Raw genomic sequence first — 15,129 nt, 5'->3', positions numbered from 1 at the left:
TCATGGTCGATGATTGCCATGCAACAGGCTTCATGGGGCCGCGCGGCGCCGGAACACCGGATCACTTTGGTGTTGATGTCGACATTCTGACAGGAACTTTGGGCAAGGCACTTGGGGGGGCAATCGGCGGCTACATCGCCGGGCCGCAGCCAGTGATCGACCTGCTGCGGCAGCGGGCGCGGCCCTATCTGTTCTCGAACTCGCTGCCGCCATCCATCGTCGCCGCAGGGCTTGAGGCGATCCGCCTGGTCGAAGAAGGCGACATTCTACGCGCGCAGTTATTCGGAAACGCAAAGTACTGGCGTGCCGGTCTGGAAAAGCTTGGCTTTGACCTTTTGCCCGGTGAACATCCGATCATCCCAGTCATGCTGGGCGATGCAACGCTAGCACAAGAGATGGCCGCCAAGCTGTTTGACGAGGGCGTGTATGTCTCGGGCTTCTTCTTTCCTGTTGTTCCCCGCGGACAGGCGCGGATCAGAACGCAGATGAACGCCGCCCTGACGCGGGACGAACTGGACCGCGCGCTGGCGGCCTTTGGCAAGGTCGGCAGGGAACTGGGGGTGATCTGATGCGACCCAACACGATGAAAGCGCTGGAAAAGTCGAAGCCTGAAGAAGGGTTGTGGATGGTACAAGCCCCGGTTCCCGAAATCGGGCCTGATGAGGTCCTGATCAAGATCAACAAGACCGGAATTTGCGGTACCGACATTCACATCTGGAACTGGGATGAGTGGGCCTCTCACACCGTTCCGGTTCCGATGATCACTGGTCATGAGTTCGCCGGGGAAATCGTCGAAGTTGGGCGCAACGTCACCGGGCTGGACGTTGGGCAGCGCTGTTCCGGCGAAGGGCATCTGATCGGCACTGAAAGCCGTCAAAGCCGCGCAGGCAAGTTTCACCTCGACCCCGGCACGCGCGGGATCGGGGTGAATGAACAGGGCGCGTTTGCGCAATACCTGAAATTGCCTGCCTTCAACGTTGTTCCCCTGCCGGACGATATCCCGGATGAGATCGGGGCAATCCTTGATCCGCTGGGCAATGCTGTACACACCGCGCTCAGCTTTGACCTTCTGGGCGAGGACGTGCTGATCACCGGCGCAGGACCCATCGGCATCATGGCGGCCGCCGTTGCCCGCCATGCAGGTGCCCGCAATGTTGTGATTACGGACATTAACGCTGAACGATTGAAACTGGCTGAACATGTGGTGCCGTCGGTGCGGACCGTTGATGTTTCCAAACAAGATTTGCACGACATCATCGCACAGCTTGGAATGAAAGAAGGCTTTGATGTGGGGCTTGAAATGTCCGGCTCACAAGCCGCGCTGGACCAGATGGTCGAAGCGCTTGTGATGGGTGGGAAAATCGCCTTGCTGGGGATACCGCCGGGGAAATCTCCGGTTGACTGGTCGCGTATCGTTTTCAAGGCGATCACAATCAAGGGTGTCTATGGTCGCGAGATGTTCGAGACCTGGTACAAGATGATCGCCATGCTGCAAAACGGTTTGGATGTGTCCCGCGTGATCACGCATCGCTTTGCGGTTGATGATTTCTCGGATGGTTTTGCCGCGATGAAATCCGGCCTCTCTGGCAAGGTTGTCCTTGACTGGACCTAACCCGCTGGAAAGTTACGAACTCAACGCCTAGACAGGTGCAAGGATCGCACAAGGGAGGCATGAGATGGGCGCGAACAAAGACGATCGTCTGTTGCAAAGAGGTGTCGAAGACACTCTGGTCACTGATTTCGCCGAGACACATCGCAAAAGCTATGGAGATTTTCTGCAACTCAAAACACTGCTGAACCTGCAAAAGACCTTTCAGGACCCCGCGCAGCCGGACGAGATGCTGTTCATTATCATCCATCAGGTCAGCGAACTGTGGCTGAAACTGATGCACCACCAACTGGTCGAGGTGCGTCGTTTTCTGCAACAGGATGAATTTGGCCCAGCCATGAAAAACCTCGACCGCATCAAGGCCATTCAACGGCAGTTGATTGCGGCCTGGGAAACCCTGCTGACCATGACGCCTGCCGACTATTTGACGTTCCGGCAGGCTCTCGGCAGCTCATCAGGGTTTCAGAGCTACGGGTATCGGCAGATTGAGTTCATTCTTGGCAACAAGGATGCGTCAACACTGAAGGTCCATGCGCATGACCCAGAGGTGATGGAGATGCTGAATGCCGCTCTGACCAAACCGTCGCTTTATGACGAAGTGTTGCACATGCTGGCCCGTCAAGGGTTCGACGTGCCCAAGGATCTGATCGAACGCGATTACGCCCAACCCTATTGCGGCGATTCGCGCGTGGTACAAATCTGGGTCGAGGTATTCCGTAACACTGAAAAATACTGGGATCTTTATGCTTTGGCCGAAAAACTGATGGATGTGGAAAGCCTGTTTCAACGCTGGCGCTTTGATCATGCCACCGCAGTTGAGCGCGTGATCGGGATGCAACCCGGCACTGGTGGCTCAAGCGGCGTGGCCTTTTTGCGAAAGGCGCTAGAGCTGCGGTTCTTTCACGACCTTTACGACGTGCGTACGGAATTGATGTATAGCGGGCAGACCTAAGACATGCTGTATCGAGGATTTTCGCAATCCGATCTGGAGCGGGAGTATTCCCCCAGCACAATGATCGGTGGCGACCTGAGCCCTTATCTTGCCGGTTATAAAGCACTGAGCGCTCGGGCGCGGGCCGACTTTCCGGTACGGGAAAACCTGGCTTATGGTGATAGCCCCGTACAAGTTCTGGATTTCTTTCCCGCTCGCGATGACAAGGCACCTCTGCACGTCTTCATTCACGGCGGGTACTGGCAGGCGCTCAGCCAGAATGAATCGTCTCTGATGGCTCCGGGTCTGGTAGAACACGGGCAAGCTTTTGCGACTGTGAACTATACGCTGGCACCCGATGTCCGGATTGGTGACATGATCGATGAATGCCGTGACGCGTTGCTTTGGCTGGCGGCCCAGGCGGAGGAGCTGGGATTCGATCCGTCGCGGATCACCCTGTCAGGTCACAGTGCAGGCGCGCATCTGGCGGCGATGGTGATGGCAACCTCATCAGATGCCCTTGCCAAAGCGGGGCTTCGGGTGCGGGATGTGATTTTGATCAGCGGTATATACGACCTGGAACCGATCAGCCTGATGTCGGTGAACGATCCGCTGCAATTGACGCCGGTCGAGGTCAACGATCTGTCACCTATCCGCAATCTGCCCCGGCCCGGTCCTCGATACCATGTTTCGGTAGCCGAACGTGATACGGGTGAGTTCGTTCGCCAAAGCCGCGACTATGCCGAAAGGCTGCGAAAGGCCGGACACCCGGTTAGTTTTACGCTCGCGCAAGGAATGCATCATTTCGATATAATCATGCATTCAGCTACATTTCTGCGTCGGACAAAATAAGAGCTTCGTCAAAAGAAAACAGCGGCCTGAGGGGGCCGCTGTTTTTCGTTTTCATCTTTTGCCGGGGTTAGTCCAGCGTGCGGGTGACTTCTTCGCGCTCGAAGATTTCGATCACGTCGCCTGCGCGAATGTCATCGTAGTTCTCGAATGCCATACCACATTCCTGACCCGACTGAACTTCGGCCACTTCATCCTTGAAACGCTTCAGCGTCTTCAGCGTTCCTTCGTGAATCACCACGTTGTCGCGCAGCAAGCGGACACCGGCGGAACGACGCGCCACGCCTTCGGTGACCAGACAGCCAGCAACCTTGCCAACGCCGGTAACCTTGAAGACTTCGCGAATCTCGGCGTAGCCAATGAACTTCTCGCGAATTTCGGCGCTCAACAGGCCGGATGCGGCTGCTTTCACGTCGTCTACGAGGTCATAGATCACCGAGTAATAGCGAATCTCGACGCCCTTCTGGTTTGCGGTATTCCGTGCCGAGGCATTTGCCCGAACGTTGAAGCCAAAGATCGGAGCTCCAGACGCTTCGGCCAGACCGACATCCGTTTCGGTAATGGCACCAACACCCGAATGCAGAACGCGCACGCGTACTTCTTCGTTGCCGATCTTCTCCATCGCCTGAACGATGGCTTCCGCCGAACCCTGAACATCTGCTTTCATCAGAATAGGCAGCTCGGTGACATTTTCGTCTTCCTTGGCCTTCTGCATCAACTGCTCGAGGGTCGTTGCGGCACCGGCAGCGGCGCGTTTGTCCTTGGCAGCCTGTTCACGGTAGGCGGCGATCTCACGGGCCTGTGCTTCGGTTTCGGTCACGTTCAGAACATCGCCTGCTTCAGGCGTACCATTCAGACCAAGAACCTCAACGGGAACCGACGGGCCAGCCTCCTTGACGCGCTCACCCTTGTCGTTGATCAGCGCGCGGACTTTACCATACTGCTCACCCACGACAAAGATATCGCCCTGACGCAATGTACCGTTCTGAACCAGAACCGTTGCGACCGGGCCGCGGCCCACGTCCAGCTGTGCCTCGATCACGGCACCTTGGGCAGCGCGATCAGGGTTGGCTTTCAGTTCCAGAATCTCGGCCTGCAATGCGATGGCTTCCAGCAGCTCGTCCAGACCCTGACCGGTGATGGCAGACACTTCTACGTCCTGAACCTCACCCGACATTTTCTCGACGATCACTTCGTGTTGCAGCAGATCGGTGCGCACCTTGTCCGGATTTGCATCATGCTTGTCGATCTTGTTGATCGCAACGATCATCGGCACCTTGGCTGCCTTCGCGTGATTGATCGCCTCAATGGTCTGCGGCATGACCGCGTCATCGGCAGCGACAACCAGAACCACGATATCCGTCACTTGGGCACCACGCGAGCGCATCGAGGTGAAAGCCGCGTGGCCGGGTGTATCCAGGAAGGTCAGCGTCGAGCCACCATCCGTTTTCACCTGATAGGCGCCGATATGCTGGGTAATGCCACCGGCCTCACCAGCCACAACACGCGCATCGCGGATTGCATCCAGCAGCGATGTTTTCCCGTGGTCGACGTGACCCATGATGGTGATGACGGGCGGACGAGGCTTCAGATCGGCTTCGCTGTCTTCGACCTCTTTGATGACGTCCTCAACATCCGAATCAGAGACGCGGGTGACCTTATGGCCAAACTCTTCGATAATCAGCTCGGCAGTATCGGCATCGATGGTCTGGTTCTGCGTGACCATCATACCCATCTGCATCAGCGATTTGACCACGTCAGCCACACGCTCGGCCATACGGTTGGCCAGTTCCGAGACCATGATTGCCTCAGGCAGTTGTACGTCGCGGATCACCTTTTCCCGCTCGACCGAACCGCCCATGGCTTTCTGACGAGCGCGTTCCTGCTTGCGCTTCATCGCTGCCATCGACCGTTGGCGGCTGCCTTCGTCACCGGTGGCCTGACCCAGTGTCAGCTTGCCGGAACGACGGTTGTCTTCGCGACCCTTGCCACGACCGCGCTGTTCGCGTTCGCGATCCTGCTTGCGAGGCGAGGCAGCAGGCGCAGGTTTGCTGGCCGGGTTGCGCGAAGCTTTGGCCTCTTCCGGAGCTGGCGCCGCAGCAGCAACAGCAGCACGCTTGGCTTCTTCTTCAGCCTCAAGGCGCTTGCGCTCTTCGTCTTCGGCTTTCTGACGTGCGCGCTCTTCGGCTTCACGCTGCTCGCGCTCTTTCGCTTCCTGTTCCGCACGGCGGCGCACACGCTCTTCTTCGCGCGCCTTTTCAGCGGCTTCGCGTTCAGCGGCCTCTTCGACCTCGCGGGCCTTGGCAGCCTGCAAAGCCTTCATGCGGCGCGCCATTTCCGCGTCGGAAATACCTGCGGGACGACGCGACGGATCACCCGAAGGTGCGGCACCGCCACCCGGCTTTGCCGCGCCCGGCTTGGGGACCACCACGCGTTTGCGTTTGGTTTCCACCACGACATTCTTGGTGCGTCCGTGGCTGAAACTCTGTTTCACATTTCCGGGGCGTGCCCCGCCACGTAGACCCAATGTCTTTTTGCCGTCACTATCGCTCATAAAGCTTCTTACCCTTCCGCGCGGCCCTTGCCGCCGTCATCCGTTTCGCGCAAGCCACGCAGGCGCTGCGCTTCCTCTACAACACGTTTGGCGAGTCCGCCAGAGGCCAAGGCCGCATGAATCACCGTTTGGCGCCCAAATGCCTGCCCTAATTCGTCTGCCGTCAACCAACCGATGTATTTTCCGAAGTGCGGCGTACTGAGCTTCGACTTGCCGCGCCCCGATCCATCAGTGGCCTGAATCAGGACCTGAGCCTCTTCCCGGTCCAGCCACGACTTGACCTTTTCATACCCGGCAACCGCGTCGCCGGACTTGCGCGCCAGACTGAGCAACTCAATCACACGGCGCGCGATCTGTTTTTCAACCTCTGCAGCCAGGTCCTGAGGCACAGTCACCTGTGCCTTGAACCCTCGCGCAAACAGTTTCTTGCCTATGGCCTTGTCCAGCGCGGCACGATCCGCCGCCACATAAACGCCTCGCCCCGGCAGTTTCGCCGCGACATCCGGAAAGACCTGACCGTCCGGCCCCGTCACAAAGCGGATCAAGCCATATTTAGGCTGAACCTCGCCCGAGGCGATACACTTACGCTCAGGTCCATCAGACCTATCCTTATGGACGCCACCGCGACTCATACGCGCCACCCGAGACCTGAGATCAGGCCTCGACCTCCTCGTCTGCTTCGTCTTCTTCCGCCTGCTCCAGCTCGGCCGGATCAACCCAACCCAACAGGATACGCGCAGTCATAACCATGTCTTGTGCTTCTTCGAGTGTGACGCCAAAAGGCTCCAGCACGCCATCATCCTTGACGCGTTCACCGTCGACCGTGGTCCAGCCACCGGCCAATTCCCAGTCTGCACAGGTTGCGAAGTCTTCCAGCGTCTTCACATCGTCTTTGGCCAGCGCCTCTACCATCTGGGGTGTCAGGCCTTCGAATTCAATGAGGCTATCCTCGGCACCCAGTGCGCGGGCCGCATCCAGAGCGGCTTTGGCCTGGGCTTCCAGGAATTCACGCGCCCGGGTTTGAAGTTCCTGCGCGGTGCCTTCGTCGACACCGTCAATGACCAGAAGTTCATCAATCTCGACATAGGCAACTTCTTCGAGGTTGGTGAAGCCTTCGGACACTAGCAGTTGCGCAAAGAACTCGTCCAGATCCAGACTGTCCATGAACAGTTTGGTGCGAGATTCGAATTCCTTCTGACGACGCGCCGATTCTTCAGCTTCGGTCATGATGTCGATATCCAGACCGGTCAACTGGCTTGCCAGGCGCACGTTCTGACCGCGACGACCGATTGCAAGAGACAGCTGCTCTTCAGGAACGACAACCTCGATTTTACCTGCTTCTTCGTCCAGAACAACCTTCGAAACCTCGGCAGGTTGCAGCGCGTTCACCAGGAAGGTCGGTTGGTCTTCGTTCCACGGGATGATGTCAATCTTCTCACCCTGTAGTTCGTTCACAACGGCCTGTACGCGGCTGCCGCGCATACCAACGCAGGCGCCAACGGGATCAATCGAGCCGTCATACGAGATCACGGCAATCTTGGCACGCGAACCGGGGTCACGGGCCACGGCCTTGACTTCGATGATACCGTCATAGATTTCCGGCACTTCCATCTTGAACAGCTCGGCCATGAATTCCGGCGCGGTACGCGACAGGAAGATCTGGTGGCCACGCACTTCGCGACGCACTTCCTTGATATAAGCACGCACACGATCGTTCGGGCGATAGCTTTCGCGACCGATCTTGTCATTGCGGCGCAGAACAGCCTCGGCACCGCCCAGATCGACGATGACATTGCCGAATTCCTCGCGCTTGACGGCACCGTTGATGATGGTGCCCGCACGATCCTTGAATTCTTCATACTGACGATCCCGCTCGGCTTCGCGGACCTTCTGCAGGATCACTTGCTTGGCGGACTGCGCCGCGATCCGGCCCATTTCGACCGGCGGCACTTCTTCAACGAAAACGTCACCGACCTGCGGGTCTTCCATGTACTGCTTGGCTTGTTCGACGGTGAACTCGGCCTGATAGTTCTCAAGCTCGTCATCCTCGACCACGGTGCGCACGCGGGTAAAGGTCGCCTTGCCGGTCTTGCGGTCGATGCTGACGCGAATGTCCATCTCGGCGCCGTAGCGGCTCTTGGCGGCGCGAGCGAGCGATTCCTCCATCGCTTCGACAACCAGACCGGGGTCGATCATCTTTTCGCGGGCCACGGCCTCGGCAGTCTGCAGCAGCTCCAGCTGGTTGGCTGAGGTAATTGCCATCAGTTCGTCTCCTCTTCGGACCCTTCGGTCTCAATCTCGTCGAAAGCGTTTTCGTTCAGGGCACCCGCATCTTTGCGCTGGCGCAGCATTTCCTTGATCAGGTCATCGGTCAGGACCAGCTTGGCATCGCTCAGCCAGTCGAATTGCAGGCCGATGGTGATCGTCTCGGACCCTTCGGGGATGTTGATCAGAACCTCTTCCCCTTCGATCCCGGCCAGTTCCCCTTTGAACCGGCGGCGGCCATCGATCAGTTCAGAGGTTTCGATCTTGGCCTCATACCCCTCGAAGGCCTCAAAATCCTTGAGGCGGGTCAGGGGGCGGTCGATACCGGGGCTGGACACCTCCAGCGTATAGGCGTCGAGGATCGGGTCCTCGACATCCAAAGTGGCGCTGACCGCATTCGAAATCTCGGCGCAGTCATCCACTTCGATGCCGCCTTCGGGTTTGTCAGCCATGATTTGCAGCGTGGTCTGCTTGCCACTCATCAGCCGGACACGGACCAACTCATACCCCAGGTCTTCGATCACCGGAGTAATGATCTCGGCAAGTCGCCGGTCGATGGCAGCTTTGGCTATCAGGTCGTTTGTCATCAGGTTCTCTACCCTGTCAATCGGGCACAAAAAAACGGGCGCGCGGCCCGTCGAATTTTCCGGTGGAGCCTTGGACCGGAAGTCCAACGCGCCGCTGTTGAAACTGCATATACGCAGGATGATCCGAGTCTGCAACCCCCGACAGAAGTGACACCCGGAATTAGACGATCCACCACCGTTCAGCGATACGACCGTCGTCCAAAACAGTGCGTCGGGCAATCTGCCGCGGCAATCCCACTGCCCCAGAGATGGCCAGTGCCATGTCCGTCTCGGACGGATAGTAGCGAAGACCGCGCGTACCACGGATCTCTGACGGATCTGGGAAAGCCGCAATATCGACGTAGCCATCGCGCAATGCCTCGGCGCGGACACGGGCATCGGGAATAACGATCACTTCGAATGCATCGACCCAACCGGCCTGACCGTCCTTGTAATGCCCCGAAACACGGCGACCCAGGAAATGTCGGCCGTCTTCGGCGCGCTCGACACGGTAGCAACCCGTACCGTTGGCCCTGTGTAGCGGCGTGACGCCTTCGCCTTTGCGGGCAATGACAAAACGACTTTCTGCCAAAAGGAATGGAAGGCCCGGATTTGCCTCGGCCAGTTCCAGCCGCAAACGGTTGACAGTCAAAGCCTCGGTATGCCCGATCTCGCCCAATACGGCCGCAACGTCTGCGATATCCAAAGGCGCTCCGTCGTGGAACACCGCATCATTGCGCAGATCAAAGCTCCAGACCTTCGCATCAGCGTCGGTTTGCCAGCCGGTCGCAAGCTCGCCCCGCAAAGTGCCATCCGGGGCGATCTCGGTCAGCGTGTCGAAAACCGCACCGCGTGCCACCTGCCCAAGACTGTCGTCGCGCGGCACGGCCAATCGCAGCGTGCCGCCTTTCTCGGGTCTGTCCGCCAGGGACGCGCCTGTCGCGGCAAGCAGCGCGGCCGCGGCACCCGAAGCAAACAAGGCACGGCGGTCGATGCGTGTCATGCCAAACCCTCCGCTACGCGATCCATGATCCGGATCAGTTCTGCGCTTATCCCGGGTTCAGAAAGCGCATGACCGGCCTGACGTATCATCTTGATCTCGGCATTCGGCCAGCGTTCGCTCAGCGACCAGGCGGCCTGCGGCGGGCAAATCATGTCGTATCGCCCCTGCACGATGTGTCCCGGAATATGAGCGATCCGGTCCATTTGATCTAGGATCTGCCCATCCTTTTCCAGAAAAACCTTATTGTAGAAATAATGATTCTCGAGCCGGGCAAATGTACGTGCGTATTCACCGGGGCTTTCGCCCACTGATCCGTTCGTGTGGATCGATGCCAGCGCATTTTCCCAGTGCGACCATGCCCGCGCATACAGGGTCTCGGTCGCGCGGTCCCCCGAGAACAGGCGTTTGTTATAGGCGGTGATGGTGTCCTTCAACTCGGCCTCGGGCAAAAGCGCGGTGAACTTCTGCCACTGCTCCGGCCAGAAACGCCCCACTCCGCCGCCATAAAACCAGTCAAGTTCAGCCTGAGTTGCCAGAAACACACCCCGCAGCACCAAGCGGCTGACCCTGTCGGGATGCGACTGCGCGTAGATCAGCGCAAGCGTCGCGCCCCAGCTGCCGCCAAAAGCTATCCATTCATCAATCTCGAACAGGTCGCGCAACCGTTCAATGTCGGCCACCAAATGCCAAGTCGTGTTGTTTTCAACCGAAGCCGTGGGGCGAGACCGGCCACACCCACGCTGATCAAATAGAATCACCCTGTACGCATGCGGATCAAAGTAGCGGCGCATAGCAGGGCTGCAGCCACCACCCGGACCGCCATGCAGGATCACCACCGGAATGCCTTCGGGATTACCGCATTGTTCCACATAGATACGGTGCCCGTCGCCCATATCGACCATCCGCTGGTCGAAAGGATCGATCGGCGGGTACAGATATTGAACTGCGCGCTTTTGGTCCGGGTACTTGTCCATTATGGCCCTATATAGTCCTTAAGCGTAAAAGAGCATACGGAGACAGGAATGCAAGCGCATCCGAACACGGTGGATCCATCCGAGATCGCAAAATTCGAAGCGATGGCGGCGGAATGGTGGGATCCTCATGGGAAATTCAAACCCTTGCACATGCTGAATCCTTGCCGTTTGGATTATATCACACAGCAGATCGCCGGAGAATTCGATCGCGACCTAAAGTCGCCTATGCCGTTCGAAGGCCTGCGCCTGCTGGATATCGGTTGTGGCGGTGGTCTGCTGAGCGAACCCATGGCGCGTCTGGGGGCCGAGGTCGTTGGGGCCGATGCCGCCGGAGGCAACCTGCCTGTTGCGCGCATCCATGCCGAGCAGTCCGGTTTGCAGATCGACTATCGCCACACCACAGCCGAAGACATGGCCGCCGCTGGTGAGCAGTTCGACGTGGTCCTGAACATGGAAGTGGTCGAGCATGTGGCCGACCCGGCGGGTTTCCTGACCGCCTCGCAGCAGTTGCTCAGGCCCGGCGGTCTGCTGATCTGCTCAACCATCAATCGCAACCCGAAATCTTATGCGATGGCCATTTTCGGGGCTGAAGTGGTGATGCGCTGGCTGCCGCGCGGCACGCATGAGTGGAACAAGTTCATCACGCCGGAGGAGCTGTTTGACCTGCTGCGTCAGGCCGGGCTGGACCCGGTGGACCGCAAGGGGTTTGTCTTCAACCCGATCCTGTGGAGCTGGTCGATCTCGGATCGGGACTTGAGCGTGAATTACGTGACGGCGAGTGTGAAGCCGGGGTGAGGGTTATTCCCCTTCCAACTGCTTTCTCAGATCGCGCAACACTGGTAGTGTTGAACGAACACGGTCATCCCCCAACTCTCCGACCACGCGGTTGATCAACGGGGCAATCGAAGAAATCGCCTGATCGCGTGCGCGGCGCCCTGCGGGGCTGATCGCCACCATCTTGCGGCGGGCATCGTCCCAATCGGGTCGGATGTGGATGTATCCGGCCCACTCCAGCTTGGCCAAGGTGTTGGTCATCGCGCCGCGGGTGACGTGGAACGTGTTGGCCAGCTGTGCCGGGCTGCGCTCATCCGCGACAAAAGCCAAGTGGTTCAGAACCGAGAAATGCGAGATTTCCATGCCCTTGGGCAGCACACGGCTAAGCCGGTTCCGCAATAGCTGATCGGCGGTCAGGATCTCGCTGAACAGCGTGACCGCAAGGGCATTGGTGTCGTCTGTCATTGTTCCGTTCTGTCAGGGTCCGTCGAAGGAACGGCGGTGGTGCAGTGAAGGGACACGTCGCCGTGCCTCAGTCACAGAACTATCATCCAAATCGAAAATGTGAATGCCTGGATCGGTCCCTGCGTCGATCAGCACCTTTCCCCACGGGTCGACGACCATGCTGTGCCCGTGAGTATAGCGGGTTTTTCCGCCGGTTTTCGGGTGTTCCCCCGTCTGGGCCGGGGCCAGCACCCAACACCCGGTTTCGATTGCGCGCGCGCGTAGCAAGGCTTCCCAATGCGCGGCGCCCGTGACTGGTGAGAACGCGGCCGGGACGGTCAGAATGCGCGCGCCCGCCTGCGCCAGTGCCGCGTGCAAATATGGAAAGCGGATATCGTAACAGATGGTCAGACCAACCTTGCCGAAATCCGTCTCGGCGATGACCGCTTTTTCACCTGGACGGTAATTCTTTGATTCGCGGAACGTCTCGGTCTCGGTGACCTGCACATCGAACATATGGATTTTGTCATACCGCGCCACGATCTGACCTTGCGGTCCGATCATAAAGCAACGATTGGCAAAGCGACCGTCACTCTCATGGGTCTTGAGCCCCAACGAGCCGATCAGAAGCCACACACCCAGATCAGCAGCCTGTTCGCGCAGGCCCGCCAAGGTGATGTCATCTTCTTCATGTTGTAAAACCGCGCGCTGCCGTGTGGTGCTGGTCGAAACGCAATTCGTAACCTCTGCTGTCAGAACAAAGCGGGCGCCCTGTTCTGCCGCTTCGGCCATCATGCCTCGTACCATCTCGAGGTTTTCAGCCGGATCGTCCGACGAGGTGATTTGCAGCAGCGCGGTTTTCATCAGGCCGCAAGCAGAGGGTCAAGCTTGCCCTGACGCTCCAACTCGTACAAATCATCGCAACCGCCGACATGCGTAGCGCCGATGAAAATCTGCGGGACCGTGCGTTTACCCCCGGCACGTTGAATCATTTCAGGTTTGCGTTTGGGGTGCATCAACACGTCGATCTCCTTGAACTCGACACCTTTCTGCTTCAGCAGGCGTTTGGCCGCATGACAAAAGCCGCACAGTGGCGATGTATAGATCTCTACCGACTTCATTTTCCGTTCCCTTCGGATATCGCGCAATCTTGGGCGAATTAGGCATCCTTGGCAACGCGCGCCAGAGCCAACACGAAAATATGATTTGCCCCCGCTGCCTGACAGACCCGAGTGCATGCGGCCAGTGTTGCCCCGGACGTCATCACATCGTCCACCAGCAAAATGTCCCGGCCAATAAGGTGTCGGGCATTTCGGGGGTGAAGGCATATCGCGTCGCCCAAAATCTGTGCCCGCTCGGCAGCTGTTTTGCCGTCCAGTACCGGCGTCTTTTTTTTGCGAATCAACAGATCGGGCACGCATTTCAATCCTGTCTCACGCCCCAGGTTCTGCGCCAACAGAGCTGACTGATTGTATCGCCTTTTGAGCAAGCGCGACCAATGCAGAGGAACCGGAGCAATCACCACATCCGGTCGCAGCAATGGGCGCCCTGCCTGCGCCATCCACTGTGCGGCAGGGCGGGCCAGTTCAGGCCGATCACCATGTTTCAGCGCCAGGATCAGTGACCGCGCCTTGCCGTCATACAAAAGCGCGGCGCGGCCTGCCCTCCAGGGGCGCGCGGTCTTCAGGCAGTCATCGCACTCAGTCCGAAACCCATCCTGCCCCCCAATCAGGGGCATACCGCAGCTTTCGCAGACCGTGCCGCCAATAAATGGCGTTTCGCGCCAGCATGGGCCACACAGGCCAAAATCGGACTCTGTCAGGTCGCCACACCCCATACAACGTGGTGGATAAATAAGCGCAAGTGCGGTTTGAATCCGTTGCGCGATGCGATACTTGCCAGCTATGAAACTGCCCGAACCCACTGCGCCCTCACTTTTTGACCGTGCCGCCATTCTGCGTCATCGCAGCCGCGTGCAGGATGATGCCCTTTTTCTGCACCGCGCCGCGATGGACGAGGTTCAGGATCGGCTCTCCATGGTTAACAAAACCTTTACGGCACCAGCGATCGTGACGGCCTACCGGCAGCTTTGGACAGACGCATTTCCCGAAGCCTCGATCATTGCGGATGACGAAGTGCTGGCACTGCAACCCGGCGCGCATGATCTTGTGATCCACTCCATGACACTGCACTGCGCAAACGATCCGGTAGGTCAGTTGATCCAATGCCACCGCGCGCTGAAACCTGATGGGTTGTTGCTGGTTGTTTGTCTGGGCGGCGAAACGCTGCACGAACTGCGCGCGGCGTTGGGTCAGGCCGAGATTGACGTTACCGGCGGCCTCAGCCCCCGCATCGCCCCAATGGCCGGGCTGCGGGATATGGGCGGTCTGTTGCAGCGCGCCGGTCTGGCCTTGCCGGTCGCAGACTCGGTGCTACTCACGGCTGAGTACCGTGACATCTGGCACCTGATGCACGATCTGCGGAATATGGGTGAGACCAATGCGTTGTCCGCGCGCCTGAGACATCCGACCAAACGCGCAGTATTTGAGACCGCGCAAAACACTTATGCGTCTCATTTCAGCACAGGATCGGGACGCTTGGCAGCCACGTTCGAACTGATCTGCCTGACAGGATGGGCCCCCCACGACAGTCAACCAAAGCCACTGCGTCCCGGGTCGGCGCAAACACGTTTGGCTGACGCCTTGCGCACGGACGAGGGCAAACTGCCCGATTGACGCGCGACCAAATCCCCTTATTTCAGGCCCTAACGCAAGAAATTCAGGAAGCTTCATATGTTTGATGCCACTCGACCCGCTCATGCTCCTACGGATCACCCCAAGATCAGGATGGGGCGCGTCGGCGTATTGTTGGCCAATCTGGGAACGCCGGACGACTACACATATTGGCCGATGCGCCGGTATCTGAATGAGTTTTTGTCGGATCAGCGCGTCATCGACTATCCGAAATGGAAATGGCAGCCGATTCTGCAGGCGATCATCCTGACCAAGCGGCCATTCAGTTCCGGCGAGGCTTACAAATCGATCTGGAACCAGGAAAAGGGCGAAAGCCCGCTGATGACCATCACCAAGGACCAGACCGCCAAGCTAAGCCAGGCGATGCACGCACGATACGGTGATCAGGTCATGGTCGATTTCTGTAT

Annotated in this window: 17 protein-coding genes; 7 read left to right on the top strand and 10 right to left on the bottom strand. The window is 58.5% G+C overall.

The features are described 5' to 3' along the window. The 4 genes from AC2FND_RS16860 to AC2FND_RS16845 all read left to right on the top strand — a co-directional run. On the top strand, positions 1-569 hold a 569-nt coding region (locus AC2FND_RS16860), incomplete at its 5' end, for an aminotransferase class I/II-fold pyridoxal phosphate-dependent enzyme (protein ID WP_496771003.1). A gap of 14 nt (positions 570-583) precedes the next feature. Continuing rightward, complete coding sequence (gene tdh / locus AC2FND_RS16855; protein ID WP_496771006.1) at positions 584-1,612, top strand: L-threonine 3-dehydrogenase; 1,029 nt, start codon at positions 584-586, stop codon at positions 1,610-1,612. Positions 1,613-1,676: 64 nt separating this feature from the next. Beyond that, a complete protein-coding gene (locus AC2FND_RS16850) occupies positions 1,677-2,561 on the top strand; it encodes a tryptophan 2,3-dioxygenase (RefSeq protein WP_480483938.1) in 885 nt (294 codons plus the stop codon). 3 nt (positions 2,562-2,564) lie between these two features. Continuing rightward, entirely contained in the window at positions 2,565-3,392 is an 828-nt protein-coding gene (locus tag AC2FND_RS16845; RefSeq protein WP_496771001.1) for an alpha/beta hydrolase, read from the top strand. A gap of 67 nt (positions 3,393-3,459) precedes the next feature. Here AC2FND_RS16845 and infB read toward each other — a convergent pair whose 3' ends face one another. The 6 genes from infB to pip form a co-directional block, all read right to left on the bottom strand. Next, positions 3,460-5,943 (bottom strand): translation initiation factor IF-2, encoded by a 2,484-nt coding sequence (gene infB / locus AC2FND_RS16840; protein ID WP_496770999.1) that lies wholly within the window; start codon positions 5,941-5,943, stop codon positions 3,460-3,462. Positions 5,944-5,951: 8 nt separating this feature from the next. Beyond that, the gene (locus AC2FND_RS16835; protein WP_209507192.1) at positions 5,952-6,575 is read right to left on the bottom strand and encodes an RNA-binding protein; all 624 of its coding nucleotides are present in this window, start codon (positions 6,573-6,575) and stop codon (positions 5,952-5,954) included. A gap of 22 nt (positions 6,576-6,597) precedes the next feature. Next, the gene (gene nusA / locus AC2FND_RS16830; RefSeq protein ID WP_209507193.1) at positions 6,598-8,205 is read right to left on the bottom strand and encodes a transcription termination factor NusA; all 1,608 of its coding nucleotides are present in this window, start codon (positions 8,203-8,205) and stop codon (positions 6,598-6,600) included. Next, complete coding sequence (gene rimP / locus AC2FND_RS16825) at positions 8,205-8,795, bottom strand: ribosome maturation factor RimP (protein ID WP_496770996.1); 591 nt, start codon at positions 8,793-8,795, stop codon at positions 8,205-8,207. Before rimP ends, nusA begins: the two co-directional genes overlap by 1 nt. 160 nt (positions 8,796-8,955) lie before the next feature. Further along, the gene (locus AC2FND_RS16820; RefSeq protein ID WP_496770995.1) at positions 8,956-9,777 is read right to left on the bottom strand and encodes an ABC transporter substrate-binding protein; all 822 of its coding nucleotides are present in this window, start codon (positions 9,775-9,777) and stop codon (positions 8,956-8,958) included. Beyond that, positions 9,774-10,751 carry a prolyl aminopeptidase gene (gene pip / locus AC2FND_RS16815; protein ID WP_496770993.1) on the bottom strand — a complete coding sequence of 326 codons (978 nt, stop codon included), beginning with the start codon at positions 10,749-10,751 and terminating at the stop codon, positions 9,774-9,776. The genes AC2FND_RS16820 and pip overlap by 4 nt, the downstream gene beginning before the upstream one ends. 48 nt (positions 10,752-10,799) lie before the next feature. On the opposite strand from pip, the gene ubiG reads away from it, so the two are divergent. Then, on the top strand, positions 10,800-11,546 hold the full coding sequence (gene ubiG / locus AC2FND_RS16810; protein ID WP_209507197.1) for a bifunctional 2-polyprenyl-6-hydroxyphenol methylase/3-demethylubiquinol 3-O-methyltransferase UbiG: 747 nt from the start codon (positions 10,800-10,802) through the stop codon (positions 11,544-11,546). Between the two features lie 3 nt (positions 11,547-11,549). On the opposite strand, the gene AC2FND_RS16805 is transcribed toward ubiG, so the two are convergent. The 4 genes from AC2FND_RS16805 to AC2FND_RS16790 are packed head-to-tail and all read right to left on the bottom strand — an operon-like array spanning position 11,550 to position 13,806. Continuing rightward, complete coding sequence (locus tag AC2FND_RS16805) at positions 11,550-11,990, bottom strand: MarR family winged helix-turn-helix transcriptional regulator (protein ID WP_209507198.1); 441 nt, start codon at positions 11,988-11,990, stop codon at positions 11,550-11,552. Between the two features lie 12 nt (positions 11,991-12,002). After that, on the bottom strand, positions 12,003-12,833 hold the full coding sequence (locus AC2FND_RS16800; protein WP_496770991.1) for a carbon-nitrogen hydrolase family protein: 831 nt from the start codon (positions 12,831-12,833) through the stop codon (positions 12,003-12,005). Next, positions 12,833-13,090, bottom strand: a complete 258-nt coding sequence (gene grxC / locus AC2FND_RS16795; protein WP_209507200.1) for a glutaredoxin 3 — start codon at positions 13,088-13,090, stop codon at positions 12,833-12,835. Before grxC ends, AC2FND_RS16800 begins: the two co-directional genes overlap by 1 nt. 38 nt (positions 13,091-13,128) lie before the next feature. After that, the gene (locus AC2FND_RS16790; protein WP_496771005.1) at positions 13,129-13,806 is read right to left on the bottom strand and encodes a ComFC family protein; all 678 of its coding nucleotides are present in this window, start codon (positions 13,804-13,806) and stop codon (positions 13,129-13,131) included. A 67-nt stretch (positions 13,807-13,873) separates the two neighbouring features. Between AC2FND_RS16790 and AC2FND_RS16785 the strand changes: the two genes are divergently transcribed. Both AC2FND_RS16785 and AC2FND_RS16780 read left to right on the top strand, forming a co-directional pair. Further along, positions 13,874-14,704 carry a methyltransferase domain-containing protein gene (locus AC2FND_RS16785; RefSeq protein WP_496770989.1) on the top strand — a complete coding sequence of 277 codons (831 nt, stop codon included), beginning with the start codon at positions 13,874-13,876 and terminating at the stop codon, positions 14,702-14,704. Positions 14,705-14,761: 57 nt separating this feature from the next. Further along, positions 14,762-15,129: ferrochelatase (locus AC2FND_RS16780; protein WP_496770987.1), on the top strand; the 368-nt coding region annotated here is incomplete at its 3' end.

This window comes from Ruegeria sp. BHSB056 (assembly GCF_059613305.1).
The sequence above is the reverse complement of the archived record's forward strand: the minus strand, read 5'-3'. Positions and strand labels throughout refer to the sequence as shown.